The sequence below is a fragment of the Neisseria sp. P0009.S007 genome, from assembly GCF_051962515.1.
The window spans coordinates 4,235-30,450 of sequence record NZ_JBQCVF010000002.1 but is presented as its reverse complement, the minus strand read 5'-3'; the positions used below and the strand labels follow the sequence as shown (position 1 = coordinate 30,450).

Sequence of the window (26,216 nt, the reverse complement as noted above, 5' to 3'; positions counted from 1 at the left end):
CAGACGACCTTTGGAGTAAGAAAATATGTTCGGATTGATTAAAAGCGCAACGCGAAAAACCGCCATCAAGACATTGACGAGCGCGACCGAAGATGCGCTGGAAAGCCTGTTTTCCAATATGGAGGGCACGGACGCGCTGCTTTCGCGTCTCGGCGTGGACAGACAGCAGGCATTGGACGCGGTGGTAAGCGATGACGAGGTGGCTGCCTGTTTGGAGGATTTGCATTCCGCCATGCAGAACAAGGCGTGGCGCATTTATGGCGAGGACTTGAATGACGATGACAAAGACCGCTTGTGGAAAACGCTGAAACGCCATCTGCCCGCACTTGCCGAAATCGTGTTGACGGCGCGTTTGGGCGGCTATGGTGTCGGTCGGTACGTTTATCAGCCCGAACCCGACGGCTTTTTGACGATTAAGCATATCAGCAACAAAAGCGGCGAATTGGCGAAATACGTTCCCTACCGCGACGGCTCGCTGGTGTATCGCGGCACCGGCGGCGAGGAAGCCTGCAATACGGACGTGCTGTATCTCTTTATTACCCACCGCGCCACTTCAACCAATCCTGCGGGCGAAATGGCGGCGGCGCGGCTTTATGCGCCGGTTGCGTTGCGTAAAAAAGGCTTTATTTATGCGGCACAATTCATCACGCGCTACGCCCAGCCTTATCTGATTGCCAAAATCCAAGCCAACAGCAACGACGACCACGACAGTTTCATGAGCCGTTTTTACCGTTTTGTGAGCGGCGGCGCATTGAGTATCGAACGCGAAGACGATGTGATGATGCTGCAAAACAGCGCGGACGGTCAGGCATTCCGCCGACTGGAAAACCTTGCCAATGCGCGTATCCAAAAAACGCTGTTAGGCAAAGTTAAAACCAGCGACCTTGAGACCGCCAGCCGCGCGAGCCAAGAGACCGAAGAAAACAATCGCGACGAGCGTATCGGCGCGTATCTCGCTCTGTTCTCCCGCGCTGCACAGCACTTTATCGACGCGCTCGTGATGGTTAACAATGCCTACGGCAAGCCGATTAATGCGCCCAAAGGCGTATGGTTTGAGTTTGAAGACGAAATCAAGGTCGATAAAACCCGCGCCGAACGCGACAAGATGTATATGGATACGGGGCAGCTCGTGTTGACCGAAACCTACTACCGCGACATCTTGGGCTTTGAGCCGGAACATTTCGAGCTGCGCGACCCGAAAGCGTCGTCTGAAAACCCTGCGCCCGCCAAATTCAGCCTGCGCTTGTCTGACGCTCTTGCCCATAATGCGCCCGATACGGCGGAGCAGGCAATCACCCGCCCGAAAATGGAAGCAGTGTTGGGTTTATTGGAAAGCTGCAAAGACTACGCGGAATTTGAGGCAAAGCTGTCCGAACTTGATTTGAGCAAGGGCGACAATCTCTTGATCCAGCGTTTGGTTTCAGACGGCCTTTCGGCTTGGGCTGACGGAGCGGGCGATGGACGGGATTGAATACAACTTCACGGGGCTGGTCGATAAAGCCGCTTTCGAGCATTTCAAGGCTAAGAAAATCCTGCCCGGGTTTTCGCATTACGACGTTTGGCTGTATCAGCACAGCCTTGCCTTTACCGTCGCCAAGATGATGGACGCGGATATGCTTGCGGAGGTCAAAGACGCCGTCGAATCCGCGCAGAAAAACGGTACGGCATTCGCCGATTTTAAAAAGCGTTTAAAACCGTATTTGATGGCGAAAGGCTGGTGGGGCGAGCAAGTGATGACCGACCCGCTGGACGGCGAGCCGAAATTGGTACAGCTCGGCAGCACACGTCGTCTGAAAACCATCTTTAATACCAATATGCAAACCGCCTTTGCAGCGGGGCAGTGGCAGCGGATTCAGGCAAATAAAAAAGCCCTGCCGTATTTGCGCTACAACCATTCCGCCGCCGGGCATCCGCGCGACAGCCATAAACGCTACTACGGCTTAGTCCTGCCGGTTGACCACGATATTTGGAAGGTTATCTTCCCACCCAACGGCTACGGTTGTAAATGTTCGGTGTCCTCACTGACCCGTCGGCAGGCGGAGCGCGAGGGTATCAGCGGCGAGCCTGATGTGGATATGGTTGAGTTTACCAATCCGCGCACAGGCAAAACGGTATTGATACCCGACGACATCACGCCGAGCTTCGCGCACAACCACGGCGACCGATTGGGCGCGATGGACGCGCTGTTTGGCGAGAAAAACGGCGAAGAGGCTCTGGCCGCCATGATTGCCGAGCGTGAGGCGTGGCTGGACAAGCGGTATAGCGTGCCGTCTGATAAAGTGGCGGTGTTGGCTTTGTCAGACAAGGTGTCGGAAAAAGAAGTGCGTAGGCTGACAAAAGAGCAGTCTGCCAACAATACCAAAGACCACGAAGCGAGAGCTGCGGCAGCGTGGCAGGCTGAAACGGGCGACAGGCTGGAAGTGTTCGATTTGGCGGTAGAAAAAGGCAAAGGACAAGCCGATTATCTGATTGTTTCAGACGACCTGCCCCGTGAGAAATGGGTAAAACTGGATTTTATGTTTACCGAAAATCCCGAACGTGCGGAATTGATGAACCGTTATTTTGCGCACACCGCCGACGCATGGAAAGGGAAGGTTGACAATATTCAAGAGCATTTCAACAAAGCCGATATTGTCCCGCTTGATTTACGCCATCTGAATGCGGCAAACCGGCATAAATTGTTGCAGTATGTGTTATCATTGCCGAAAGAACAGCGGGATAAAGTCCGCTTATTGGTAAAAATATCGGAGTAAGTCATGCCGTCTGAACTGTATGTCAGCCGCGAAGTAAAAGTATTTTTAGGCGGGAAAACCGCCCCGTCCGAATTGTTGGACTATCTGTACCCGCGTCTTGCCGAAATCGACAAGGAAGCAGCCGACCAAATGCAGGGCGAGTTTTCGGGCTGCGTATTTTCGATTGCGGATTTGTCCGCTGCGGCATTCGCCCGTGTGCGCGGATGGATACTTGAGGCAGCAGAAAAGTCCGAGTGGATTAAGCCGTACAAGTCCGAATTGAAAGCCGCGCTTGAAGCTGATCCGAGATTTAAACCTGTATAACCCGAAGGTCGTCTGAAACCGTTTCAGACGACCTTTTTTCATAACCGCCCAAATTTCGCGTTTAAGCGCGTTTTATCGGTCAGGATAGGCAAAGATATATCCGAGAGTTTAAATGCAATCTGACACGATTCTAAAGCGGTTTTAAAGTGGGTATTTTCATATTTTACGCATGAGGATTTTCAAAGGCCGTCTGAAACCTGATATTCGGGTTTTAGGCGGCTTTTGCATTTGGATTGGGAAGTGAAATCCTGCCGTCCGTCTTTTTGAACTTGGCAAGGCAAAATGGAGCAATGGATACGAACAACACCCCCCTCAAAATCAAATTGTCCGCCGCGCTGCCGGTTGCCCTGGCGACCGGTGCCGACAAGGTGCGTACTTTTAAAGGCATTGCCAATTCGGGCAAGCCCTTCGGCTACGGCGATTATCAGACAGTCGTCGATTTGGCCCAGCTGTCACACAAAGCGTCCGTCCCCGTCCTGTTGGAGCATTCTCCCGTCAAGATGGCGGGCGTGTGCAGCCTGTCGGTAACGGCGGACGGCCTGATTGCGGAAGGCAGTCTGTTGTCCAACGAGTTTGGCACGCAGATCGCCGAAGCAGCCGACCAAGGTTTCCCTTGGGAAATGTCGGTTTACGCGCAGGCGGAATCCTACGAGGGACTGGCGGCGGGCGCAGTATTGTCCGTCAACGGCAACGAGGTAACCGGGCCGGCCGTCATCCTGCGCCGTTGTGCGATACGCGAGGTGTCGTTTACCGCCGTCGGCGTGGACGGCGAGACGGAGGCGGTGGTGTTGTCGGACGGCAGTCCATTGCCGGATATTTTTAAACAACCTTTGGAGTTATCTATGACACCCGAAGAAAAGCAAGCGTTTGACGACCTGAAAGCGGAAGTCGATACGCTCAAGGCTGAAAAAGCCGAAGCCGAGAAAAAGCTAAAAGAAGCCGAAGCGGCTGCCAAGAAAAACCAAGTCAAGGTGAAATTGTCCGCCGCCGGCTTTAAGGAAGGCGAAAACGGCAAGTTTGAAGGCTTGTCCGACGCAACCATGACCGTGCTTTTGTCTGCCGACATCGAAGCGGCAGAAGCCATGATTGCCGATCTAAAGCCGAAAGCCACCCAGTCTGCCGTACCACCCGCACTGTTGAGCGAAGGCGCAGGCAAAGGCGAATCCGAACACACCGGCGAGGCGGAGGGCAAATTCTCCGTCGCCAGCCACAAAGGCTTATTGGGAGGTTCTTATGTCTAAAGTCAAAACCGAAATCTTAGGCCCTGCTATTTCCGACTTTTTGAAATACGAAGCGACGCCGTTGACGCGTGTGGCTGTTGCTGCCGATGCCGGTACTAAAGCGGGTAGTTTTGTGACGTATCCGCTACGCAATAAAAAACTTGTTGCTTTAACAGATGAAGCTGATGGGAAAGTTATTGTTCAGCCGCTCAATTGCATCATTGAGTGTAAGGATATTTTTATCCAAGCTAAAGCTGCATTTCAGTCCGCCGCGGTTATGGAAAAAGAAGGTGACGCGTATGGGATTGTTTACGTCAACCTGCAGAAATTCGGCGCATCTGATGCTTAATTATTTGAAATAAGGAAAAAATATGCCTTTATCTGACAACAGCAAATTTGGCGTGCAGGCTTTGACCACCGCCGTCAACAAAATCGACCCGGGCGCAAGCCAAATCCGCGAATTGGGTATTTTCGAACCCGAATATCTGACCACCACCTACGCCGACATTGAGTTCCAAGACGGCAAAGTCCACTTGGTAGCCAGCAAAGAGCGCGGTACGGCCGGCCAGGCGGTCGAAAGTCCGAAACGCACCGTGCGTACCGTCAAAATCCCACACCTGCCGATTCATGACGTCATCCGCGCGGACGACGTGCAGAACCTGCGTGCTTTCGGCACAACCCAAGCCGCGACCGTCATGGACAAGGTCAACGAAAAGCTGGCCGGCGGCAAATCCGACCTTGAATACACCCGTGAGCACCTGATGCTCGGCGCGTTGCAAGGCAAGATTTTGGATGCGGACGGCAGCGTGATTTTGGACATCAATACCGATTTCAAAGTGCAGCGCAAAACACAAGACATCGAATTGTCGAAAGATACGACCAAAGTCGGCGCGGTATTGGACAAGCTCTTGTCCGAACAACGCCAAAAATTCAACGGTGCGCAAGTGCGCGGCTGGGTTGTCTATTGCGGCATGGAGTTTTTGAGTGCACTCAAAGAGCATAAGTCTATCTTCGAAGTGTACAAACGCTTTGACGAAGCACGCGCCTACCGCGAAGGCGATACGCTCAATCCGACCGAGTTTGTCCACAAAGGCATCCGCTTTATCGAGTATGCCAACCATTTCGGCAGCGACGCCGACATCGGTGCGGACAAAGCCATTCTGCTGCCGGTTGGCCGCAATCTCTACAAAGAGTATTTCGCGCCTGCCGACATGAACGCGACCGTCAACACCCGCGCCCTGCCGTATTACGCCAGCCGCGAGAAGTTGCAGCATGACAAAGGCTGGAGCCTGCATATGCAATCCAATCCATTGCCGATTGCGCTGCGCCCCGAGTTGTTGGCAACGCTGACTATGTCTTAAACGGATTTCAGACGGCCTTTAAGGCAGTTTTAAAGGCCGTCTGAAAACGGAGGACGGCATGATTACCATCCAAGACATGATTACCCGCTTCGGTGAGCAGGAAATGGCGGAGCGGTCGAATCATGAGAACTACGAAACCATAGACGAAGCGGTGATGGTGGCGGCAATTGCCGACGCGGAAGAAGAAGCGGCAAGCTACCTTCGGGCGGCGAAACTGTTTTTTACCAACGACACCGCGCCGCAGGTTTTGAAAATCAAAGTCTGCGACATCGCCCGCTACTACCTCTACGACGATGCGGTAACAGGTATTGTCGAAGAGCGTTATCAGTCGGCAATCGCTTGGCTGAAGATGGTCGTCAAAAATCCGAATATGCTGGACGAAAGCCGAGTATCGGATGACCGCAGACCGTCAACGTGTGCCGTTTATGTGAATGCCGAACCCGATTTGCGGGAATGGCTGAAGGAGTAGGCAATGCGGATTACGGTATCGCACGACTTGTCGCGTATCGCCCAAAGCCTGAACCGCCTGTCGGGCAGGTTGAACGGCAGCCTTGAAGAGCCTTTGCGCGCTATCGGCGGCATCCTCGAATCTTCGACCCGCCGCCGTATCGCCGAAACCAAAACCGCGCCTGACGGCAAACGCTGGCAGGATGTCAGCCCCGCTACGGCAGAAGCCAAAAACGGACGCGGCGGGATTTTGGTGGACTACGGCAACCTCTTGGCAAGCATTACGCACGAGGCATCGGCAAAAAGCGTGATTACCGGCTCGGTAATGGGCTACTCGGTTTATGTGCAGGAAGGCACGAAAACCATGCCTGCCCGCCCGTTTTTGGGCTTGTCTTCGCAAGATTATCAGGACATTGACGATTTAATGTCCGATTGGCTGGAAGGATTGATTGTCTGATATGGCTTTAAAACAGCATGAAAACTTATTGGCGGTCTATCCCGAAATCCTAGGCCGTCTGAAAACCGTCAAAGGCATTAAGGCGGTCAAGGAGATTGGCGAACTTGCCGAGCTGCTCGCCCAAGGCGCGGCGAAGCGCAAAGCCGCCCCGCTGGACGGCGCGGTCTATGTCGTTTACGGCGGCTCAACCTTTGCCGACGAAGCGAAAAACGGCAAATTCCTCAAATCGACGCTGCACTTTACCTTCGTCCTCGCGCGAAGCTACACCGCCAACGGCAAATCCACGCTGTACGAGGTCGGCGAGACCCTGACGGCAATCCAACAGGCGTTTTCTGGCTGGGACGCGGGCGACGAATATGCCGTTACCCCTTTCCGCCGCATCGCCTCGCCATCCATCGAATACAACGACGGCTTTGCTTTTTACCCCATTTCATTCGCCTGCGACACCGTGCAGGCGGCAAACTAAAGGAGCTGCCACATGGCAAAACAAAACGACCACGGCTTAATTTTTGAGGGCGACGTCAAGGTGCGCAACCTCAATCAAAAAGGCTCGGGCTTTATCGAAATCGGCAACACCACCGCCCTGACCACGCAAACCAGCGTGGAAACCAAAGAGCGCGTGTCCAAGCAAAAAGGCACTTACGGCAGCGCACTCGACAGCCTGAAAACCGTCAAGCCCACCGAAATCGGCCTGAAACTCGACACCTTCGACAAAGACAACCTCGCGCTTGCCCTGATGGGCGAAGCCGCCGTCATCGCGGCTACGGCGGAGACCGTTACCGGCGAGACCGTGACCATCGGCAAAAAAGGCATGGCGTACAAACTGGCAAACGGCAACATCGACCCGGCTACCGTCAAAGTCAAAAACAAGTCAAACGCAAATGTTGATGCCAAGCATTTGGATATTAATGCCACCTTGGGCATGATTACCATCCTGCCGGCCGCCGATACCGTCAACGACGGCGAAAACATCACCGTCGACTACAAAACCCGCGATTCCGGCGGCTATAAAGTGTCCGCAGCCACCTTGTCCCGCTTGGATTTGGAAATCTACGTCGACGGCCGCAACCGCGTTACCGGCGAGACCGGCATCCTGCATATCCCCCATGCCGTACTGGCGGCGGACGGCAGTATCGACTGGTTCGGCGACGACTTTAATACGGCGGAATTCAAAGGCACGGCGGTGTTGGCTTCGGGCGAAACTTCGACCTATTCCTTCACGTCGTACAACAACTAAAGATTCGGTAATAAACAAAGGCCGTCTGAAACTGGCTTCTGCGTGTAGGCGCAGCGGCGGCAGGTTCCAGACGGCCTTTTTTAAACGGGTTTTAAAACAGGATTAAATCATGGCGAATATTCAGGCAGGTTTAGAGATTAAGGCGGGCGTGTCCGGCGTTGAAAACATCGACGCGCTGGCGCAGTCCATCGAGGCAGCGGGCATCGATACGGGCAAGCTGACCACCGAAGCGAAAGAGCTGGGCGCAACGCTGGCCAAAGCACAAGCGCAACAGGCGGCAATTGCAGAATATAAGGCGTTGTCGGCGGAATTGGACAATACCGCCAAAGAAATGCGCGCGCTGGACGAGCTGACCGCGACGTTGGAGAAATCCATGCGCGGCGGCGGTACGCAGCAACAGCAGGCCGATTTGGCGAAACTGCGTGCCGAATCCGAACGCCTGGCAAAAAGCGAAACCGAGCTGACAGGCAAGCTGTATGCCGCCCGCGATGCGATGTCGGTGTCGGGCGTGTCCGTCAAAAATCTTGCCGCCGAAGAGGCGCGCCTGTCGTCCGAATCCGCCGCCGCAACAGCGCAGCTCGACCGCCTGACCGCCGAAGCGCAAACCCTAAAAGCCATTGCTGATGCAAAAATCCAGCTCGGCATCGATACCGACGACAAGGCACGGCAGGAAATCCAAAAGACCAAAGACGCCTACGAATTGCTTAAAAACAGCGGCACGCTCTCGCATGAAGAATTAGCCCGGGCGGCGCAGTTGCAGGAAGGCAAGGTGCGCGAACTTGAAGCCAGCCTGAAAGGCGTGAAGCCGTCTATTTCCGAAATTGCCTCTGAAGTTCAAGGTTTGGTCGGTAAGGCAGGCGGCTTGGCGTTTGCCGCCAAAGAGGCGATGAAGTTTGAGACTGCGATGGCGGGCGTGAAAAAAGTCGCCGAAGGTACGGACGAGCAGTACGCCAAACTTTCAGACGAGCTGAAAAAAATGAGTGCGGAATTGGGCATTTCCGCCGCCGAAATGGCGGATCTTGCCGCTGCCGGCGGACAGCTCGGCATCCCGATTGAGAAGTTGTCGGAATTTACCGCCATCGCGTCTAAGATGTCGGTTGCCTTTGGCATGACTGCTGAAGAGGCAGGCAATGCCGCCGCGACGATTGCCAACGTGTTCCAGCTCCCGATTGGAGAAGTCGAGAAGCTCGGTGATGCCATCAACGTTTTGGGCAACAATACCGCCGCCCGTGAAAAAGACATTGTTGCGGCGATGGCGCGTATCGGCGGTACGGCCAAGCAGTTCGGACTGGCCGCCGACGAAGCTGCCGCGCTTGCCGACGCCTTTATCGCCTTGGGCAAACCGCCCGAAGTAGCGGCGACCGCCATCAATGCCATGCTGCAAAAACTGCAAACCGCGCAAAGCCAGGGCAAGGGCTTTCAGGCAGCCTTGGAAGGTATCGGTACGTCTGCCGACGAGATGGCAGCCAATATCGCCGCCAATCCGCAGCAGGCTTTAACGGACTTCTTGCACAAACTCGAAGGCTTGGACAAACAAAGCCGCGCCCTAATGCTCTCGCAACTCTTCGGCACGGAATACAGCGACGACATTGCCCTCTTGGTCGGCTCACTGGGCGAATACGAAAAGGCTTTGGGTTTGGTCGCTGACAAGGGACAAGTCGTCGGCGCGATGCAAAAAGAGGTGGCAAACGCCATGTCCACCAGCGAGGCGCAAATCAACAAAGCCAAGCAGGAAATCATCAACGTTGCCATCGAGGTCGGCGAAAAGCTGCTGCCTTTGGTGTCTCTATTGGCGAGTACGGCCGGCAGTGTGGCAAGCGCAATCGGAGCGATTACCGAAGAGTTTCCGGTTTTGACGCAACTTGCCACGCTGTTTGCAGCAGGCGCAGTTGCCGTCAAGGCTTATGAGGCGGCTGTCCGCCTGACTGGTGGTGCGGTATCAGCATCATTTGCGACCCAGCGTGTCGGAATTGAAGCAACCAAAGCATCTATCCTGTCGACCACTGTCGCTGCACGAGAGCTGGGCATTGCGCTCAAATCCGCTGCTGCCGGTAACGGTTTCGGTAATGGCGCGGCTGCTGCGGGAGCATTGGCTCAAAATCTCAAGACGGCGGCATCCAATGCCGGATTACTTTTTGCGGCTTTTGAGGTCGGCCGTGGTGTGGGCGGCTGGCTGCGCGAAAACACGGATTTAGCAAAAATTTTCGGCGATAACCTCGCCCGTATTCCTGCCATTTTGGATAGTCTGTTTACCACCGGCGGTCTCGACAAGTATCACGAGTTTTTCAAAACCGAAGCCCAAATTAAGCGCGAGTTGGAGATAGCGGATAAAAAAGCCCAGGAAGCTGCCGAAAAAGCCGCCGTCGCCAAGAAAAAAGCTGCCGAAGAAGAGGCAGCCGCCGTCAAAGCCCTGCAAGCCGAATATCGTGCGTCTGCAACAGAGTTGTCAGCGTTGGAACACAGTATGGCCGCCTTGCGTGCAGACGGTCGAGAAACCAGCGACTTTTACAGTGAGCTGGCAATCAAGCTGGAAAACGTGCGTACCAAAACCGCCGAACTGAAAGCCGAACTTGATAAGAAAAACGTCAAAATCAGCGCAGATACAGGCGAGCTTGCCGCAGCACAAAAAGCCCTTGAGGCTTTGGGTTTGACGGCGGAAGAGGTAACCACCGGCATGAGCAAAAAGGCGGCGGAAGGTATTGCCAATTTTTCGCGTGTCGCCTCTCAGTTTGGTAATGATGCCGAGCAGATGGGCCGGGTGTTTCAGGCCGCGCTCAAGCAGATGGACAGTAAAGAATCAACCGATGCTCTTTTGGCCGAATTGGAAAAGGTAGGCAAACAATCCGGGCTGACGGCCGAGGAAATTAAGAAAATCGGAGATACGGCAAGGGAGTCGACGGACAAGGTTGCCGACGCCTTCGCCAAAATCGGCGTGGACAGCAAGGCCGTGATGACAGGTATCAGCAGCGACGCGCGGCAGGCATTCGCTGATTTTCAGACAGCCTCGACAGAAGCGGCGGCCGCCGGTCAAAAAGATGCCAAGCTAATACAGGCAGCCTTTGAGGCCATGATGGGCAAACTTAAAAGCAAGGAGGAATTTGCCGAGTTTCAACACCAGCTCAAAGCCAGCGGAGACGCGGCACTGTTGACGCAGGAACAGCTTGCCCGGTTGGGCGACGCGGCTTCGGGCGGTGCGGAAAAAGCCAAAACCGCCTATCAAGGGTTAAATGATACTGCCGCTAAAACAGGCGAAGCCGCGAAAGCCGCGCATGAAAAAGGCTCGCAAGCGGCGGAAAACCATGCCCAATCGGTCAGAAAAGTGGCGACAGCCAACAAAGAGGCGGCAGCAGAGGCAGACAATGCAGCCAAAGCGGCAGCAAATGCGTCTAAATCGTTTAGTGATTACGGCTACCGTCTGACGCAAACGGCAGGCTTTTACAAGCTCAATAATGAGCAGCTAGATTTGATGAACCGACAGTTTTCCGGGATTAAGTTGGGCATGGAGGCCACATTCCGCGCTGCTCAGATGAAAGAGTACACGCAACAGATTTACAACGCGAATACCGCGATGCAAAGGCTGACCAATGCTGCTGCTCAAGGCGCAGTGACACAGGATATCTTGAACGATGCGGCCAGCGCGGCATCTCGTGCTGCCGATAAATTGGGGAATACTGAGCTGACAAAATTCCGCAATGCGATATCCGATGCCCAACGCCGGCTGAATGCCCTGCGTCAAGAAGCACATGATGCAACCCGCGCGCTTGAGGCCGAGCTTGCCGAGCTTAATGGTAATACGGAAGCGGTTTATTCTTTGCAGCAAGAAAGAAAAATCCGTGAGCTGCAACAAAAACTCGACAATGCCAACCGCCTCAAACAAACCGACGTTGCGCGCGAATATCAGCGTCAAATCGATTTGCAGCAACAGATTTACAACAGGCAGCGCAGCAAGCGCGCCGAATCTGCCGCGCAAGAGCAAGTCCGCAACCAAGGTTCGTATGGTAACAGTAATGCCGCCCAGCGGTTGCAACAAATCGGCAATCCGCAGGTTAATATCGACCCGGAAAAGCTTAACCAAATTTTGGCGCAGCGCGACCAAGCGGTTGCTGAGAAAGCTGTTAACGGTTTTATGAATAGTTTACAAGCTTCATTAAAGCGCACGACATAATTCAGACGGCCTGCAACCATCTGACTGCAACCATGCCAAGCCCCGATTTTCGGGGCTTTTGTTTTAATAGGGTTTTGAGAAAAATACGCAAAGGCCGTCTGAAATGGCAAATCAAGAATGGACGCTGAAACGGAAAGATACCGGCGTGGCCGTACATCTGCCGCAGGATATGCGCTGGGACGATGAATTTGAATGGAACAAGGTGGCGCAGGCCGCTCCGCAGCGCACCTTGTCGGGCGGATTGGTCATTCAACAAGGCATTAAGACAAACGGTCGCCCGATTACGCTGTCGGGCGATTGGGTGTGGCTTGATTTGAGTATCTTGCGTACGTTGCGTGACTGGACCGACGTCCCCGAATTGGAGATGACGCTGACGCACTACGACGGCCGCGAATTTAATGTTATTTGGCGTACGCACAACGCGGCTTTGAACAATGTCGAGCCGGTGCATTACTCAACGCCGGAAACGGATAGCGAGCGATACACCGCCCAGCTCTGCCTGATGACGTTTTAAGTTCGTCTGAAAGTAGGTTTAAACAGGATTTAAAAAGGTTTCAAAATGGAAAAAACAACGCGCCTGACGCAGCAGGATTTGCAGATTTACCCCAGCCAGCGCATGACCGATACGCCTGACGGCGGCGGTTTGATGGTCGGCCAGCCGCTGACGGGCGAGGATAACGAGATTTTTCCGCCCGTCTCGGACGTTGACCGCACGATGGGCAGCCTGGACGCGCGTCTGCTGTACCCTGCCGTTTTGCGTAACGACTCCGAGCCGCTTTACGGCGGTCATTTCGTCATTACCGAGCCGCCGACCTCTGAAAACGTGTCTTTTTTAGCGTTTAAGGCGCGCAACTACGGAGAGAGCCGCGCGGATATTATGCCGCGCATTGAGGCGTATTCTGTGCCGACAGTGGAGAGCCGCATGACGTTATTGGGTCGCCATTTGGCAGGCGTGCGCCTTGTGCAGGCGTATCAGCGCGTAGAGGCTCCTTTGCCGAAGGTTGGCGAGCGTTATTGTCTGCAATATGAGGATAAAACTGAAAATATGACGCGCCGTATCACAGAGTATTTCCGCATTATCAACATCGAAGACGAGGTGCGCATTTTTGAGATTCCAAAATCAAACGGTGAGGTCGAGGAAGTGCCGCGCCGTGTAGTCAAAATGGAAATCAGCAATCCGTTAACCCGAGATTTTGACGGTGTCGATTATCCGGTCAAAGGTTATGCCGCGCCTAAAGTTAAGATTTTAGAAACCCAAGTTGCAGATTCCGCGACTTATTATGGTGTCAAACCCGTGTCAGATGGCCTTTCGGCAGGAGATGCCGCGCTGACGGTGTCAAGCATTTACGAAAAGCTTGTACCGACCTCGACAGTCGAGACACCTTATGCGGACGAATACCCGGTTCCCGGTGAAGCATGGGTCGCCGCTGCGCCGGAAAAGCAGCTTTTTGCGGGGCGTGTCGATAGTGGAACCTTAACTTTGCCTTCGGCTGTTTTACCCGGCAGTATCAAGATTGGGAACTACACAGACAATGGCTTCGGTCAACTTAAAAGCGGGGACAATATCGTCAATGCCGATTACGCTCATGGGCGTCTGAGTGGTTTGCCGACAGGTTATTACACGGTAACTGCGGTTCCGGGTGCTAAATCGTCATCAGCGCGATATGCTTTTGCGGTAGAAATTAAAGAAACCAACCACGGTACATCATTTGCCCCTCTGCTTAGACCTAATCCTGCTTTGGGTAGTTTAAAAGTGTCTTTTATGGCTTTGGGCGTTTGGTATGTTTTGACCGATACAGGCGACGGCGTGTTACGGGATGAAGCCGGTAAAAGTGTAGGTACGGTATCGTCTGCAACAGGCAGTGTATTGCTTAATCTACCGTCTCTTCCGGATGTTGGCAGCCGTTTGGTGTTTCAATGGGGAGATTCCTCTGGTTTTACGTCTTTTGATGGTGGGAAGACGGGGGGGAATAATCTGCCCAAGGCGGCAAATGGGGAGTGCACTTATTCCCTAGGCCATCCAATTAAGCCGGGAACGCTGGTGCTTACTTGGCAAAATAACGGTAAAAAAAGCGCACGAGATGATGGAGCAGGAAAATTAACGGGCGATGCAACTGGCAGCGTGGATTATTTGAACGGCACGATTAAATTGCCGGCTTATATTGACTCTACTTCAGTTGATTATGTTTGTGATGAGCCTGATCGCATTCAAGTTGGCCTTGCTGATGGTCTTGGCTTGACCGCAGAGGAAAAAGGAGAGGTTTGGAATATCACACTGGGGACAGCGATACCTGATTGGCGCACTGTTTCTTTAACGGCTTTGGGAAGCTTTGAAGAATATACAAGTACAACTGTTTCAAACAGTTATTCTGGTTATGCGGCAGCATTGAGATAGGATAAATAATGGGAATAAAAACTGGTTCAGGCGGTTTTAAAATTGTATTGTCCGCCAACCCTGCGAAAAATGGCGAGTTCACAATCGGCGGTCGAAAAGCCGAGGGTGTAAGTGCTGTAGGCTCGACAATAATTGTACCTAAAACGGTGTTGCAGGTTGCTGGTCAGGAAAGACGGATAGTCGAAGGAAATATTTTGGGTACAAAATATAAGTACCTAGAATTGCTTGAAACCAAAACAATAAACCGTTATGGGAAAATAGTCAGTTGGTATGCAGATTACCTCACTAGTGATCCAGCCTCAATAAAAAAACGTCGTGGCAGCTTGAACGGTGGCTTGTTATTTAATGTTTTGAGCGACTTTGATCAAGGAAGCGTCTGTGTTTTTGATACCTGGTCATTTCATGACGGCGAGACAGAGATTGTTGAACGAGGCGGTACGCTTTATAAGAATTGGAATGCAGTACAAGGTTCTGGCGATGTAGTCGGTACGTTGACTGCTGACGGTAAAGTCATTATCAATGACCGTAATATTGCCTTCCTGAATCTTAAAATTACAGGCGGTATCGTACGCCAGCCACAGATCAAGGGTTATGGTTATGCAGGCCGCACACCTGCTGCGCCGGTTAAGCCTGAAAGTTTTACCGTTTACGCGGGCAATGGCGAAATTGTCGGCAGAAGCAACGCCGCAGGCGAAATTACCGGCGGCATCACAGGCAAAATCGACTACGAGACAGGCTTTTATGAAATCAAGCGCGATGAGGGTTTTTACCCTGAAGATTTACGCTACAACGCCGTGACCCAAGACAACCTGCCTTTGGATTCGTCGATTATCGGCATTGATGCCGTACGCCTGCCTGCCGATGGACGCGTCCCTGTGTTCCGCAAGGGCGATATGATCGTGATTTCCAACCGTCTCAAGCAGGATTTGGGCAGCGCGTTTACTGCCGCTCAAAAAATCACGCTCAACCGTCAAAATATCGACCGCCTCTGCTTGGTCGACAGCAAGGGCAAACACGTCCTCGCTGAGAAATACACGGCAGACCTCAAAGCGGGCAGCATTACTTTTGCCGAGCCGTTGGACTTGTCGCAATATACCCTGCCGCTGACTGCCGTTTGCGCGTGGGAAGAAGAAAACCGTGTGACCGGCGTCGATATTTCAGGCCGTCTGAAACTCCAGTTTGCGATTGGGCGCAACTATCCGAAGGAGCATACATTTGTGTCCTCCGCCCTGATCGGCGGCGATTTGCTGGTGCGCGCTACCGAGCCGTTTTCGCAACAGGCATGGGACAATGTGTGGAGTGACGCGCAACGCGGGGAGCCTATTTTGGCGCGTACCAATGTCAAAGACTACCCGATTAAATTGGCCAGTAATGGCGCGATTACCGAGCGTTGGCTGATTAAATTTATTACTGCAACCCAATTTGAGCTTTACGGCGAGCGGCTGGGCTTGGTCGCAAAAAGCGATACCTTGACCGATCTTGCGCCGACCAATCCTGCGACCGGCAAGCCGTATTTCACGCTCAAGGCGGCCGCATTCGGCGGCGGCTGGTCGGTCCAGAACTGTATCCGCTTCAACACCTACGGCACGCTGTTGCCCGTTTGGATTTTGCGCAGTGTCCAGCCTTCGCCGGACAAGCAAAACGGCCGCGATGGTTTTACCGCGTGTTTGCGCGGTAATACAGTGGCCGAATAAAAGACAAGGCCGTCTGAATAGCACTTTCAGACGGCCTTTATACCGTTTGTTTCTTTTTTATGCCGTTTGTTTTAGAATACATTATTTAAAATAAATATGGAGAATGAAATGGAAAACTATTACAAACTTCTTGGGATTATGTCATCTGCAACGGAAGAAGAGATTAAACGGGCTATATTGCGTGCTGCGGAGCGACAGGAACTTGAGTTGGATGAGATAAGATGGTGTCGCGAGTATTTGCTGAATCCGGCGGCAAAGGCGGAATACGATAAAATCCTCCATGCCGACAATCCCGATCTTGCCAAAGAAGAAAGCGAAAAAGCGAAAGAAAGAGAAAAGCTCAGACAGAAAAATAAAAAAAGCGGAGGGTCTGATTTCTTGAAATTGATCGGCACCGGGATTCTGGTTTCCATCCCGATGCTTTGGTTTACATTCAAAAACGGCGGTACGTCATCCAAGCCGAGCGTATATCAGGCGCAATCAGCTTGCGAAAGCGCGGTAACGGGTATTTTAAAATCGCCTTCTTCGGCTGATTTCGGAGGGTGGCAACGACGTGAAAATGCCGATGGGACGTTTGAAATAAGCGGATATGTCGATTCACAAAACAGTTTCGGGGCTATGTTGCGTGCGCAATTTAGCTGCTCCGTCGATGCAAGCGGAAATCAGGCGAAAATTACTTATTTCCGCTAAAAAACAAAATAGAAACAAGCAAGTGAGTGCAACTATGCCAAGCCCCGATTTTCGGGGCTTTTGTTTTAATTTGGTTTTAAAAACCATTTAAAAAGAAAGGCCGTCTGAAATGTTTGATACGCAACGTGTGCCGGTAAAGGTTTACCGCTGGGATGACGAGGGTGCGCCGCAGGTTGAATCGGCGGCAGGCAGCATTAAAACGATTTTAAAAGCCTGCTTGGTTACCGGTTACGGCGAAGGTAATAAACGTAAGGACGGGCTGGGCTGGGAAATGGCGTTTGAAAAGACGCAAGAAGCTTGTTTCCGCAGTACGCACCCGAAGGCGACAAAGTGGTGGCTGGGGGTGGATGATACGAAGTATCTTGCAGGCGGCGACAGAAATAATCGTTATGCCGATGTCTGTGGGATTTTGGAGCCGACATCTGCTACAGCGGGCAAGGCGGTTCAGTATGTTTGGCGTAATTCGAGTAGGGTTCGATTTGCTAGCTCCGGTTATTACGACAATAGTTTCAGATTGAAATGGGTTTTAGTAGGTCATGCACGTGCCTTCGCCCTTGTTTTGCTGAGTCCGGGCAATTCGGTAGGCAGCCCTGTACTTTATTTTGGGGAGTTTCCAAGCTTGGCGGTGGCTGACGAGCATCAAAACCTATTGGGTCTGGGGGCGTACGGAAGCGAATATAATTTTAATCTTGCTGACTACTCCAATTTTTATTGCTCGGCCATGCGTGATTACAAGGGGGATGCGCCAAATAAATTTTATTGTGGTGCTAATGTGGTTGAATCCGCTTCCCCTTATCCAAGCCCAATCAGTGGCGGCTTTACGGCTTCCGACCTGTATCTTTTTGAGGAACTTAATGGCAGTAAATATGCGATTCGCGGCTTAGTTCCGGGTTTGATGCGTACTAACGAAGCGATGCCGAGTAACAGTGTTATCCCGCAAGGTACTGTTTACGATAATTTAGACAATTCCGGCGATGCATGGATGTATGTCAAAGTTTTTAGTAATCATTCCGGCCTGCTGATCAACCTCACGGCCTGGGAGCTGTAAGCCATGCCGAATTATGTTTTCCGCAGCCGTCTTGCCGTTAAACGCGGCAAGCTGCGCGGCAAAGTCGTCAACCGGATTGCGCGAAGCCGTGCTGTCAAGTCACCGCATTGGAAATACGGCGGCCATGGCTATATTGCCGGCGAAGGTACGGGCATTGTTACGGTAGGCGGCCAGCCGGCTTCGCGCCGTATTTACCTGTTTTCCCGGCCTAATATGTACTGCATCGCCGATACTTGGAGCGCGGAAGACGGCAGCTACCGCTTCGACCGGCTTAAGGAAGACGAGGAGTATTTGATGGTGGCGACGGATTATAAAAAGCAATACGAGCCTGTTTCTTATGATTTTATTAAGCCTTATGTCGAGCGTGACGGCGGCGGTTGAGGCCGTCTGAAATGTCCGAAGACAAAATTTATGCTGATTCGGCGCGTATCCCTTTGCCTTTCGGTTTGGCGATTGGCTCCCGTCCGCCGTCCAGGTTCTTGCCGTTGGCGTTCAGACGGCCTTTACGCCATATTGAAGACGGCGGCGAGATTGTTCCTGATACGCCGCCTAAGCCTAATCCGTACCGCCCTCCGGATGGTTATGCGACTGTTTCGGGGGCGTGGGGCTTTGTGCAGCAGGCGGTGTCAACGCAGGCAGTGTGCGCGGCCGGTCGTTATGATTTGGGCGGCATTGCTGCCCAAGTGTCGGGGATAACGGCGGAGGCTGTCGGGGAGGCGGTTTGTTTTCAGACGGCCTTTTCGGATATGCCTGAGTTGGAAAGCTGCCTGCATGAAACGGTCGGCTTGTCTGACGGGGTTGCCGGTTGTATGCAGGCGGAGCAGGCCGGAATGGATGGCCTGGACGGCTGTCTGCATGATGCTTTCCCCGATGATTTGTTTCTAAGCGGCTGTAATGCGGATCAATCGGCGGCGGGTCTTGGCGAGGCTTTGGCGGCGTGTTCGGAGAGTGTGTTTTCCGATGATGCGCCGGTTGGCGATTGTTTGGTGTCGGAGGTGCGCGAGGCGGCGGTATTGGCACGCTGTGCGCATTCGCAAAGCCTGCCTGCTTTGGCTGTGCCTTGCGAGTATTATGAGATTCCGGTTGAGCCAGAGCCGGTTCCTGAAACTTATGTTTGCGGTATCCGCCCGCCTTCAAACCGTCTGCACCTGCGGTTTTACCGCAAAAAGATTGCACACGATGCGCGCCATATTCCGCTGCCGTTTGCTTGTTTTGATACGGTAAGCACTCCTGTTTTAGACGGATATATCATGCAAAATATTATTAAGGCTACGGTTGACGGCCAGCCGATCGGGCTGTTTTCTGCTTCCTTTACGACGGACACTGCCGGTTATTGCTGGCAAGGCAGTTTGACTGTTTCGCCCGATGATTTCGCTAAGATTAATCCTGATGTCCGCCCGAAAGGCCGGGAGGCCGAAATCGCGGTGCAAATCAATGCGGATACTTTTGTCATCCTCGCCGAGGATTACAGCGACAACCGCCGCTTTGGGCAAAAGAGCTATACGGTAACCGGCCGCAGTGTTACCGCCCGTTTGGGCGCGGACTATGCGCCTAAAGGCCGCGGTACATACCGCAATCCGATTTATGCGCAACAAATCGCAACGGAGGTTTTACGCCCGACAGGCGTGGATTTGGACGGCTGGACGATGGCTGATTGGTTGATTCCGGGAGATGTGTATTCGTTGACCGATAAAACGCCGATTGCTGTTTTGCAAGAGCTGGCTCAAGCCGCCGGGGGATTTGTGGAGAGCGACCGCGCTAGGCCGGTTATCCGCTTTAAGCCTAAATGGAAAAAGGCTTCTTGGGAGGTTTCCGATGCGCCTGCCGATGTCAGTGTCCCTGTCAGCGTGATTTTCAGCATCAGCGGCCAGCGCAATGTATCGGAGCGCGCCAATGGGGTTTATGTTTGGCCGAGCCATAACAAGGGCAAAGGCGCGGATGTGTACCGCAACGGCAGTAACCGCGAGCCGCGTGCCTCCGCGCTGACCAATACGCTTTATACCGACCAGCCGGTCTTGCTCGCCGCAGGGATTGCCGCGTTAAGCGAAACCGGTGTGCATAAGCGCGAAACGGTGTCTTTGCCGGTATCGGATAAATACGCCATTCCTATGGCGAATTTAGGCGAGATTTGGCAAATCAATGAGCCTTCGGGAAGCTGGCAAGGCGTGGTGGTTGGTGTGTCGGTCGAAGTCAAAATCGAAAACGACGCGCCTGTCGTGACTCAAAATGTAACGATAGACCGCTATTTTGACGAGTGATTAAAGCTGGTTTAAAGATGCTTTAAAGGCCGTCTGAAAGCCATGTTCAGACGGCCTTTTATCTTTTTGTTGAGGATAACAAAATGACTAATCTGTATCAAAACCTGACGGCACTGCTCAGGCGCGAACAGCGCGGCATTGCCAAAATAACGGGCGATTTGGGCGGCGGCTCATGGGCGGCGCAAACGCAAAGCGGCGGCAATCTTGTTTTAAGCGGACAAGCCGCTTTAAATCAGCGCGTGTTTTATGATGTCTTGAGCAACCGTATCCTTGGGCAGGCTCCCGATACTACTGTTTTAGAGCTTGGCGTATAAGGCTAAGTGCAGTATAGCCAGGCGTTGCTTTCGTATAACGTCTTAAAATAATTATTATTATTTTGAGGAGGTTTTGTGCGAACTGAAGTGTTGGGTGTCGGTATCGGCGACATTTTAAAATTTGAAGCCACTGCCTTGACGCGTGTGAAGGTAAAAGTGCCGGATGGTACGCGTGCCGGTGATTGGGTCAATTTCTCTTTGCGTGATAATAAAAATAAATTAGTCGCGTTAACCGATGAGCAAGACGGCTACGCTCTTGTTCAGCCGCACAATTGTATTATTGATCTGCGTTATTGTGCCAAGCCTGAAAATATTACTGATACCTTGCAGCAAGGCGACCGATTCGGCATTCAATATATTGGCGCACCGGTCGAGCATGGACGTCATACCGTTATGCCGTCGGGCCCTGTGGTTCCGCCTAAAGAAGCGGAACGCCCGGTAGCTCCTCCTTCCCCTCCTTCTGCATTGAAACGTAGCCTCAATTTCTTCGGGGACTCTACCAATGCGCGTATCGGCGGTCAGGCCGTGAGTGTTGCCGCCGCTGAAAATCTGCCGGTTGTAAACAACGCACAGGGGGGCAGCCTGGCTGCGTATGCCTTGATGTCGATGGACGGCAGTCCGGTGGAAGTTACTTTTAAAGTTGATACTATTCCGGCAAAAGCGAATGGCGTGATGGTTGATGGCGAGTTGGTTTACGGCGAAGGCGTTACGCCTTTCAGTATGCACTCTACCGTCGTTATTATTGGCGATGACATTGAGGCGGTCATGACCGGCCAAACCGCCAATATTAAAGTTATTCCGCGCGATAGCCAGGCTCATAGCGTTGTTCCGGGTAAAAAATATCCGGTACGACTGAAAAACAGCGGCGGTGTCGATGGCATTTGTGTGTTGGCAACGGCCAAGAATGATATTAACGGCGCAAATATCGGCAACTGGCAGACGGTCTTAGAACGAATCAAAAGCTATGTTGAAAAATGTATTCAACAAGTTCAGCCGAAAGAGTCTCCCCGTTATATTGTCCTGACTGTATGGGCTGATAATAAGCCGGGTTGGGCCAAAGAAAACCACCCATACCGACATCAGCTCAAGGATCAATTTAATAATTGGCTCAAGTCTAAATATGGCAATAATGTCTTTGATATTGAGCAATATATTTTATCTGACCAGATTTGGACGGATAGCGGCCTCACGCCGAATGAGGCGGATAAAAAAGCGCAAACAGACGGCGTAATGCCGTTGTCCCTCTCGCAGGACGGCGGTGCTCATCTGCTTCCGGCGGTTGAGGCTAAAGTCGCCGAACGTATCATCGCAAAAGCCAAAGAGTTGCGCTACTTGTAGGCAAATATAAATAAAAGGCCGTCTGAATAAGGCGGCCTTCGGGAGGATTTTAAATATAAGTGGGACGGCGACGTAACAGTGCGGCAACACTGTTACGCCAGCCAAGCAGAGTATGCCTGCATTGACTTCTAAGGCCGCCTTAGTCTCTAGAGACCGAGGCATTCTATCTGATACAGGAGTGGATGCAAATGCAAATCTATCGTGAATTACGCTGTAAGTTTTGTGGGAAATTGCTGGCAAAAGGCAGCGGCTGTGTACAAATAAAGTGCGCTCGTTGTAAAAACATCAATTCTTTCAGCTAATTAATAAATCAAAAGAATGCCTTTGAGCGTCATATTAAATCTGATTTAGAGCATCGCGAATGCCATAATTTAGGAGTATATATGATGCAAAAAATGCAACAGACATTACCTATTATCCCCTGGATGGGTGGCAAACGTCGTTTGGCAAAACATCTTTTGCCCATGTTCCCCGAGCATTCTTGCTATGTCGAGTTGTTTTCTGGTGGCGCAGCATTGTTCTTTATGCGCCCAACGCCTGCTAAAGTAGAGGTACTCAACGACATCAACGGACAGCTCATCAATCTCTATCGTGTGGTACAACATCATTTCGACGAGTTCGTCCGTCAGTTCGAGTGGACGCTGACCAGCCGCGAGACATTCTCCTGCCTGCAAAACACGCCGCCCGAATGCATGACAGATATTCAACGTGCCGCTCGCTTCTTCTACCTTCAACACAACGCCTTCGGCGGCAAAACCGTCCATCAGCATTTTGGGACAGCTACCACGTCAAAAGCGTGGGATGCGTCTCAGATTGAGGTTAAATTAAAGGCTGCTAAAGACCGTTTAAAAGGTGTTTATATAGAGAATGAATCGTGGGATCGTTGCTTCAAGCGATATGACCGTGAGCACACCTTCTTCTATGCAGACCCACCATATTGGCAGACCGCAGGCTATGACCAATCATTTGGCTGGGAGCAGTATGAATTACTGGCCAAGGTAATGGCAGAGAGTAAGGGTAAGGTCATGCTATCCATTAATGACCACCCTGATATCAGGGAATTGTTTAAAGATTTCCGTATCACTCAACTTGAATTGGCTTATACGGTCGGAAGAAATAAAACTGGTAAAACCAGTGGAGAATTGGTCGTATGTAATTGGTAAAATAAAAAGCGACGGTATCGTCGCTTTTGTTTTCATTTCTGAATTGCAATTTATTTGGCACAGCCGATATTTTTAAAAGTGTCAAAATTTCCGCGAAACTATGACAAATCCGCCACGACCTTACAGTATGCGACCGAGATTCCGCACATGGGTGCGAGAAACGGCGCATTTCCAAAATCGTTTATCCCGTTGAATAAAAACGAAGTGCCGCAGGGTTCATTGATGTTTACCACCTTGACCGTGCAGTTTTGCCTATTGCTGGTGTGGTTAAAAGGCGAGGATTATTCTGCCTTGCTGATGGTATCGACTTCCATGATTTTGATACCATATTTGTTAATTGGTGCATATCTGCTCAAATTATCGCTGACACAAAAGGCCGCGGCGAAATACCGTCTTATCGGCGCGGCAGCAACGCTTTATGCGGCTTGGATTGTCTATGCGGCAGGCACGGAATATTTGCTGCTTTCAGTCTTGCTCTATTTGCCCGGCGTATTACTGTTTTTCTATTCGCAAAAGAAACACTACGGAAATTGTCAGTTCAACCGTATGGAAAAAGCCGTATTGGTATTGCTGTTGATTTTGGCTGTGCCGGCCGTACAGCAGTTTGTCGCTAGCTTACAAGTGTAAGCAGAAAGGTTTGAAAAAGGCCGTCTGAAATCCAGTTTCAGACGGCCTTTTATTGATAAAACCGATTCAATATCGCATCATTTTGCTGTCTACCTGCATTGCCCAAGCATCAATACCGCCTTGCAGGTTGTAGAGGTTTTCAAATCCGGCGTCTTCCAAATACATTGCCGTGTGCAGGCTGCGGATGCCGTGGTGGCAATAGACAACAATGGGTAAATCATCGTCGGGCAGCTCGTTTTGGCGCAGGGGGATGAGGTTCATCGGGATATGAATGGCGGCGGGCAGGGTGCAGATGGCGCGTTCTTCATCGGTGCGGACGTCGAGCAGATGAAATGCGCGGCCTTCGTCCTGCCATTGTTTCAATTCGGTGGGCGAGAGTTGGATGATGTCGGTCATAGGGTTGGGTAAAAGCATGAGGCCGTCTGAATTTTCAGACGGCCTGTTGTTTAAAAATCGAAATCGCCAAACGGATTGGCCGATTTGTCTTCCAAGTGTGCCACGACGGTGTCAAATAATACTTTTTCGGAAAACTCATTGCCGTTACGCGTCAGCAAAAGCACGCGTTGTACCGGTTTGCGACCGACAATGACCACCATGCGGCCGCCATCTTTCAATTGCTCTTTTAAGATTTCAGGTACGCTGTCTACTGCGCCGCCCACATAAATCGCATCAAAAGGAGCGCCTTGCGATGCTTCGGTCAGGCCGTTGTTTTGCACATAATCGACGTTGGTAAAGCCCAATTCGTCCAAAACTTTTTTGGCGCGTTGCTGCTGCTCGGCGTCGATGTCGTCGGTCACGACTTTGCCGGCCAGTTTGGACAGCAGGGCGGTTGCATAGCCTGAGCCTGTACCGATTTCTAAGACAGTTTCGTCTTTTTTCAGTTTCAAGCCTTGAGCCAGGCGGGCAACGACTTTGGGTTCCAACATCTTATGGCCGTTGGTCAGCGGCAGCTCCATATCTGCATAGGCCAAACCTTGAAAAGCCTCGCCGACAAAATGTTCGCGCTCGATCTCCTCTAAAGCATCCAAAATGTCGAAGTCCAAGACATCCCACGGACGAATCTGCTGTTCAACCATATTGAAACGCGCTTTTTCAAAGTCCATATTTGTGCTCCGTTCAATTCTTAATTTTATCGAAGCATACATTATAAATCCTTGTCGGAGAGTGTGCCATCTTTCAGACGGCCCCGGAGGCCCGTTAATAATTGCCAAGCGCACATATATCCACTAAACTTTCACATTACACGACGCTACAGCAAGCAACAACCAACACACGGAGCAATAAAGATGTATCACCAAATCGGAATGTGGGACCAAAAATGGGTTATCGGCAACTGGAAAATGAACGGCCGACTCCAAAACAACAATGCACTTATGCACCGCTTCCGTGTCATGCCAACCGCAGAACGCGTGTTAATCGGCCTGGCTGCTCCGACCGTTTATCTGTTGCAACTGCACAACGCCATGCAGATTGTTTTGAACAACCGCATCTTGACCTGTGCGCAAGACGTGAGCCGTTTCCCAAATAATGGCGCGTACACTGGCGAAGTGTCCGCTGAAATGCTTGCCGACATCGGTACAGATATCGTCCTCATCGGCCACTCCGAGCGCAGCCTTTATTTTGGCGAGAAAAACGAAATCCAACGCCGCAAAATGGAAAACGTCCTCAACGTCGGCCTGATTCCATTGTTGTGCGTCGGCGAAAGTTTGGAAGAACGCGAAGCCGGTAAAGAACACGAAGTCATTGCCCACCAGCTTTCCATCCTGCAAGGTTTGAACACCAAAAACATCGCCGTTGCCTACGAGCCGGTTTGGGCGATCGGTACAGGCAAAGTCGCCACCGTCGAACAAATCGCCGACATGCACGCATTTATCTACAAAGAAATCTTGTCTTTGTGCGGAAGCGATGTTAAAATCCGCGTTCTTTACGGCGGAAGTGTGAAAGCGGATAACGCGGCCGACATCTTCGCAGTACCTCATGTAGACGGCGCATTGGTTGGTGGCGCGTCATTATCATATGACTCCTTTACCGCCATCATCAACGCAGCACAAGCCTCGTAGAAAACATATGGAAGCCTTTAAAACCCTTATCTGGATTATTAATATTATTTCCGCTCTATTCGTAATCGTGTTAGTATTGCTGCAACACGGTAAAGGCGCGGATGCCGGCGCAACATTCGGTTCCGGCAGCGGTAGCGCGCAAGGCGTATTCGGTTCTGCCGGTAATGCCAACTTCCTCAGCCGCTCGACTGCCGTTGCTGCAACATTTTTCTTTGCGACTTGCATGGCGATGGTGTATATTCACACTCACTCCAGTAAGCATGGTTTAGACTTCAGCGATGTGAAGCAGACCCAGCAAGCTCCTAAGCCTGCAACGCCTGCACAAAACAATACAACTCCTGTTGCTCCGAATCCTCAGCAGCAGTAAGACAATTTAATTTATGCCGACATGGTGGAATTGGTAGACACGCTATCTTGAGGGGGTAGTGGCCATAGGCTGTGCGAGTTCAAATCTCGCTGTCGGCACCACATTAGGAAATCTAACCGCTTTTTAGCGGTTATTTTTTCGTCTTGAGAATCTGCCTTTCATTTATCTTTAGGCCAAGACAGGGAAATACAATGAAGCGTTTGGTTGTCGGCATCAGCGGTGCCAGCGGTTTTCAGTATGGCGTGAAGGCTTTGCAGCTTTTGCGTGAGCATCAGGTAGAAACGCATTTGGTGGTTTCGCAAGGGGCGGAGATGACCCG

The 26,216-nt window shown here is 51.8% G+C and carries 28 protein-coding genes and 1 tRNA gene; 27 read left to right on the top strand and 2 right to left on the bottom strand.

Going from position 1 to position 26,216, the window contains the following annotated elements; all coding sequences use genetic code 11:
• Positions 1-25 precede the first annotated feature (25 nt).
• The 23 genes from ACTHS3_RS00605 (at position 26) to ACTHS3_RS00495 (ending at position 23,470) form a co-directional block, all read left to right on the top strand.
• Positions 26-1,471, top strand: coding sequence for a phage portal protein family protein (locus ACTHS3_RS00605; RefSeq protein WP_070646296.1), 1,446 nt, complete (start codon positions 26-28; stop codon positions 1,469-1,471).
• Entirely contained in the window at positions 1,458-2,753 is a 1,296-nt protein-coding gene (locus ACTHS3_RS00600; RefSeq protein WP_070646299.1) for a phage minor head protein, read from the top strand. Before ACTHS3_RS00605 ends, ACTHS3_RS00600 begins: the two co-directional genes overlap by 14 nt.
• Positions 2,754-2,756: 3 nt before the next feature.
• On the top strand, positions 2,757-3,056 hold the full coding sequence (locus ACTHS3_RS00595; RefSeq protein WP_070646302.1) for a glycine cleavage system H protein: 300 nt from the start codon (positions 2,757-2,759) through the stop codon (positions 3,054-3,056).
• 290 nt (positions 3,057-3,346) lie between these two features.
• Positions 3,347-4,297 (top strand): hypothetical protein, encoded by a 951-nt coding sequence (locus tag ACTHS3_RS00590; RefSeq protein ID WP_440366822.1) that lies wholly within the window; start codon positions 3,347-3,349, stop codon positions 4,295-4,297.
• Entirely contained in the window at positions 4,290-4,625 is a 336-nt protein-coding gene (locus ACTHS3_RS00585; RefSeq protein WP_070646308.1) for an oxaloacetate decarboxylase alpha chain, read from the top strand. Before ACTHS3_RS00590 ends, ACTHS3_RS00585 begins: the two co-directional genes overlap by 8 nt.
• 22 nt (positions 4,626-4,647) lie before the next feature.
• Positions 4,648-5,637 carry a major capsid protein gene (locus ACTHS3_RS00580; protein ID WP_049335940.1) on the top strand — a complete coding sequence of 330 codons (990 nt, stop codon included), beginning with the start codon at positions 4,648-4,650 and terminating at the stop codon, positions 5,635-5,637.
• Between the two features lie 58 nt (positions 5,638-5,695).
• Entirely contained in the window at positions 5,696-6,106 is a 411-nt protein-coding gene (locus ACTHS3_RS00575; RefSeq protein ID WP_070646310.1) for a phage protein Gp36 family protein, read from the top strand.
• A gap of 3 nt (positions 6,107-6,109) precedes the next feature.
• Positions 6,110-6,541 (top strand): phage virion morphogenesis protein, encoded by a 432-nt coding sequence (locus tag ACTHS3_RS00570; RefSeq protein ID WP_070646313.1) that lies wholly within the window; start codon positions 6,110-6,112, stop codon positions 6,539-6,541.
• Between the two features lies 1 nt (position 6,542).
• Positions 6,543-7,007, top strand: a complete 465-nt coding sequence (locus ACTHS3_RS00565; protein WP_070646315.1) for a phage tail terminator protein — start codon at positions 6,543-6,545, stop codon at positions 7,005-7,007.
• A 12-nt stretch (positions 7,008-7,019) separates the two neighbouring features.
• A complete protein-coding gene (locus ACTHS3_RS00560) occupies positions 7,020-7,778 on the top strand; it encodes a hypothetical protein (protein WP_070646318.1) in 759 nt (252 codons plus the stop codon).
• Positions 7,779-7,887: 109 nt separating this feature from the next.
• Entirely contained in the window at positions 7,888-11,943 is a 4,056-nt protein-coding gene (locus ACTHS3_RS00555) for a phage tail tape measure protein (protein ID WP_070646321.1), read from the top strand.
• Positions 11,944-12,046: 103 nt separating this feature from the next.
• A complete protein-coding gene (locus tag ACTHS3_RS00550; protein WP_070646324.1) occupies positions 12,047-12,457 on the top strand; it encodes a hypothetical protein in 411 nt (136 codons plus the stop codon).
• A gap of 45 nt (positions 12,458-12,502) precedes the next feature.
• Positions 12,503-14,338: a hypothetical protein gene (locus tag ACTHS3_RS00545; protein WP_249967815.1), complete on the top strand. Its 1,836-nt coding sequence runs from the start codon at positions 12,503-12,505 to the stop codon at positions 14,336-14,338.
• 8 nt (positions 14,339-14,346) lie between these two features.
• The gene (locus tag ACTHS3_RS00540) at positions 14,347-16,032 is read left to right on the top strand and encodes a hypothetical protein (RefSeq protein ID WP_070646327.1); all 1,686 of its coding nucleotides are present in this window, start codon (positions 14,347-14,349) and stop codon (positions 16,030-16,032) included.
• A 108-nt stretch (positions 16,033-16,140) separates the two neighbouring features.
• On the top strand, positions 16,141-16,722 hold the full coding sequence (locus ACTHS3_RS00535) for a hypothetical protein (RefSeq protein ID WP_070646330.1): 582 nt from the start codon (positions 16,141-16,143) through the stop codon (positions 16,720-16,722).
• Positions 16,723-16,831: 109 nt separating this feature from the next.
• A complete protein-coding gene (locus tag ACTHS3_RS00530) occupies positions 16,832-17,770 on the top strand; it encodes a hypothetical protein (protein WP_440366817.1) in 939 nt (312 codons plus the stop codon).
• Positions 17,771-17,773: 3 nt separating this feature from the next.
• Complete coding sequence (locus tag ACTHS3_RS00525; RefSeq protein ID WP_070646336.1) at positions 17,774-18,151, top strand: hypothetical protein; 378 nt, start codon at positions 17,774-17,776, stop codon at positions 18,149-18,151.
• 11 nt (positions 18,152-18,162) lie between these two features.
• Positions 18,163-20,028, top strand: a complete 1,866-nt coding sequence (locus ACTHS3_RS00520) for a hypothetical protein (RefSeq protein WP_070646339.1) — start codon at positions 18,163-18,165, stop codon at positions 20,026-20,028.
• Between the two features lie 83 nt (positions 20,029-20,111).
• On the top strand, positions 20,112-20,342 hold the full coding sequence (locus ACTHS3_RS00515) for a hypothetical protein (protein WP_070646342.1): 231 nt from the start codon (positions 20,112-20,114) through the stop codon (positions 20,340-20,342).
• A 75-nt stretch (positions 20,343-20,417) separates the two neighbouring features.
• Entirely contained in the window at positions 20,418-21,680 is a 1,263-nt protein-coding gene (locus tag ACTHS3_RS00510; protein ID WP_070646345.1) for a hypothetical protein, read from the top strand.
• A 182-nt stretch (positions 21,681-21,862) separates the two neighbouring features.
• Positions 21,863-21,982, top strand: coding sequence for a zinc finger domain-containing protein (locus ACTHS3_RS00505; protein ID WP_311457636.1), 120 nt, complete (start codon positions 21,863-21,865; stop codon positions 21,980-21,982).
• Between the two features lie 81 nt (positions 21,983-22,063).
• A complete protein-coding gene (locus tag ACTHS3_RS00500) occupies positions 22,064-22,843 on the top strand; it encodes a DNA adenine methylase (RefSeq protein WP_083314035.1) in 780 nt (259 codons plus the stop codon).
• 78 nt (positions 22,844-22,921) lie between these two features.
• Positions 22,922-23,470 carry an amino acid permease gene (locus ACTHS3_RS00495; RefSeq protein WP_440366814.1) on the top strand — a complete coding sequence of 183 codons (549 nt, stop codon included), beginning with the start codon at positions 22,922-22,924 and terminating at the stop codon, positions 23,468-23,470.
• A 66-nt stretch (positions 23,471-23,536) separates the two neighbouring features.
• On the opposite strand, the gene ACTHS3_RS00490 is transcribed toward ACTHS3_RS00495, so the two are convergent.
• Together ACTHS3_RS00490 and ACTHS3_RS00485 are read right to left on the bottom strand one after the other, a co-directional pair.
• Positions 23,537-23,866, bottom strand: coding sequence for a rhodanese-like domain-containing protein (locus tag ACTHS3_RS00490; RefSeq protein WP_003679997.1), 330 nt, complete (start codon positions 23,864-23,866; stop codon positions 23,537-23,539).
• 50 nt (positions 23,867-23,916) lie between these two features.
• Positions 23,917-24,573, bottom strand: a complete 657-nt coding sequence (locus tag ACTHS3_RS00485; protein ID WP_039861872.1) for a protein-L-isoaspartate O-methyltransferase family protein — start codon at positions 24,571-24,573, stop codon at positions 23,917-23,919.
• Positions 24,574-24,756: 183 nt separating this feature from the next.
• Here ACTHS3_RS00485 and tpiA point away from each other — a divergent pair, with 183 nt between their 5' ends.
• The 4 genes from tpiA to ACTHS3_RS00465 all read left to right on the top strand — a co-directional run.
• Positions 24,757-25,530 (top strand): triose-phosphate isomerase, encoded by a 774-nt coding sequence (gene tpiA / locus ACTHS3_RS00480; protein ID WP_004519014.1) that lies wholly within the window; start codon positions 24,757-24,759, stop codon positions 25,528-25,530.
• A 7-nt stretch (positions 25,531-25,537) separates the two neighbouring features.
• The gene (gene secG, locus ACTHS3_RS00475; RefSeq protein ID WP_004519013.1) at positions 25,538-25,897 is read left to right on the top strand and encodes a preprotein translocase subunit SecG; all 360 of its coding nucleotides are present in this window, start codon (positions 25,538-25,540) and stop codon (positions 25,895-25,897) included.
• 15 nt (positions 25,898-25,912) lie between these two features.
• Positions 25,913-25,998: transfer RNA gene (locus tag ACTHS3_RS00470), tRNA-Leu, on the top strand.
• A 90-nt stretch (positions 25,999-26,088) separates the two neighbouring features.
• Positions 26,089-26,216, top strand: a 128-nt coding sequence (locus ACTHS3_RS00465; protein ID WP_440366845.1) for a flavoprotein, incomplete at its 3' end; no start/stop codon positions are given.

What these genes read in the sequence shown, in the direction of transcription:
- ACTHS3_RS00605 (WP_070646296.1), top strand. Translation starts at nt 26, where the DNA reads ATGTTCGGATTGATTAAAAGCGCAACGCGAAAAACCGCCATCAAGACA.
- ACTHS3_RS00600 (WP_070646299.1), top strand. Translation starts at nt 1,458, where the DNA reads ATGGACGGGATTGAATACAACTTCACGGGGCTGGTCGATAAAGCCGCT.
- ACTHS3_RS00595 (WP_070646302.1), top strand. Translation starts at nt 2,757, where the DNA reads ATGCCGTCTGAACTGTATGTCAGCCGCGAAGTAAAAGTATTTTTAGGC.
- ACTHS3_RS00590 (WP_440366822.1), top strand. Translation starts at nt 3,347, where the DNA reads ATGGATACGAACAACACCCCCCTCAAAATCAAATTGTCCGCCGCGCTG.
- ACTHS3_RS00585 (WP_070646308.1), top strand. Translation starts at nt 4,290, where the DNA reads ATGTCTAAAGTCAAAACCGAAATCTTAGGCCCTGCTATTTCCGACTTT.
- ACTHS3_RS00580 (WP_049335940.1), top strand. Translation starts at nt 4,648, where the DNA reads ATGCCTTTATCTGACAACAGCAAATTTGGCGTGCAGGCTTTGACCACC.
- ACTHS3_RS00575 (WP_070646310.1), top strand. Translation starts at nt 5,696, where the DNA reads ATGATTACCATCCAAGACATGATTACCCGCTTCGGTGAGCAGGAAATG.
- ACTHS3_RS00570 (WP_070646313.1), top strand. Translation starts at nt 6,110, where the DNA reads ATGCGGATTACGGTATCGCACGACTTGTCGCGTATCGCCCAAAGCCTG.
- ACTHS3_RS00565 (WP_070646315.1), top strand. Translation starts at nt 6,543, where the DNA reads ATGGCTTTAAAACAGCATGAAAACTTATTGGCGGTCTATCCCGAAATC.
- ACTHS3_RS00560 (WP_070646318.1), top strand. Translation starts at nt 7,020, where the DNA reads ATGGCAAAACAAAACGACCACGGCTTAATTTTTGAGGGCGACGTCAAG.
- ACTHS3_RS00555 (WP_070646321.1), top strand. Translation starts at nt 7,888, where the DNA reads ATGGCGAATATTCAGGCAGGTTTAGAGATTAAGGCGGGCGTGTCCGGC.
- ACTHS3_RS00550 (WP_070646324.1), top strand. Translation starts at nt 12,047, where the DNA reads ATGGCAAATCAAGAATGGACGCTGAAACGGAAAGATACCGGCGTGGCC.
- ACTHS3_RS00545 (WP_249967815.1), top strand. Translation starts at nt 12,503, where the DNA reads ATGGAAAAAACAACGCGCCTGACGCAGCAGGATTTGCAGATTTACCCC.
- ACTHS3_RS00540 (WP_070646327.1), top strand. Translation starts at nt 14,347, where the DNA reads ATGGGAATAAAAACTGGTTCAGGCGGTTTTAAAATTGTATTGTCCGCC.
- ACTHS3_RS00535 (WP_070646330.1), top strand. Translation starts at nt 16,141, where the DNA reads ATGGAAAACTATTACAAACTTCTTGGGATTATGTCATCTGCAACGGAA.
- ACTHS3_RS00530 (WP_440366817.1), top strand. Translation starts at nt 16,832, where the DNA reads ATGTTTGATACGCAACGTGTGCCGGTAAAGGTTTACCGCTGGGATGAC.
- ACTHS3_RS00525 (WP_070646336.1), top strand. Translation starts at nt 17,774, where the DNA reads ATGCCGAATTATGTTTTCCGCAGCCGTCTTGCCGTTAAACGCGGCAAG.
- ACTHS3_RS00520 (WP_070646339.1), top strand. Translation starts at nt 18,163, where the DNA reads ATGTCCGAAGACAAAATTTATGCTGATTCGGCGCGTATCCCTTTGCCT.
- ACTHS3_RS00515 (WP_070646342.1), top strand. Translation starts at nt 20,112, where the DNA reads ATGACTAATCTGTATCAAAACCTGACGGCACTGCTCAGGCGCGAACAG.
- ACTHS3_RS00505 (WP_311457636.1), top strand. Translation starts at nt 21,863, where the DNA reads ATGCAAATGCAAATCTATCGTGAATTACGCTGTAAGTTTTGTGGGAAA.
- ACTHS3_RS00500 (WP_083314035.1), top strand. Translation starts at nt 22,064, where the DNA reads ATGATGCAAAAAATGCAACAGACATTACCTATTATCCCCTGGATGGGT.
- ACTHS3_RS00490 (WP_003679997.1), bottom strand. Translation starts at nt 23,866, where the DNA reads ATGACCGACATCATCCAACTCTCGCCCACCGAATTGAAACAATGGCAG.
- ACTHS3_RS00485 (WP_039861872.1), bottom strand. Translation starts at nt 24,573, where the DNA reads ATGGACTTTGAAAAAGCGCGTTTCAATATGGTTGAACAGCAGATTCGT.
- tpiA (WP_004519014.1), top strand. Translation starts at nt 24,757, where the DNA reads ATGTATCACCAAATCGGAATGTGGGACCAAAAATGGGTTATCGGCAAC.
- secG (WP_004519013.1), top strand. Translation starts at nt 25,538, where the DNA reads ATGGAAGCCTTTAAAACCCTTATCTGGATTATTAATATTATTTCCGCT.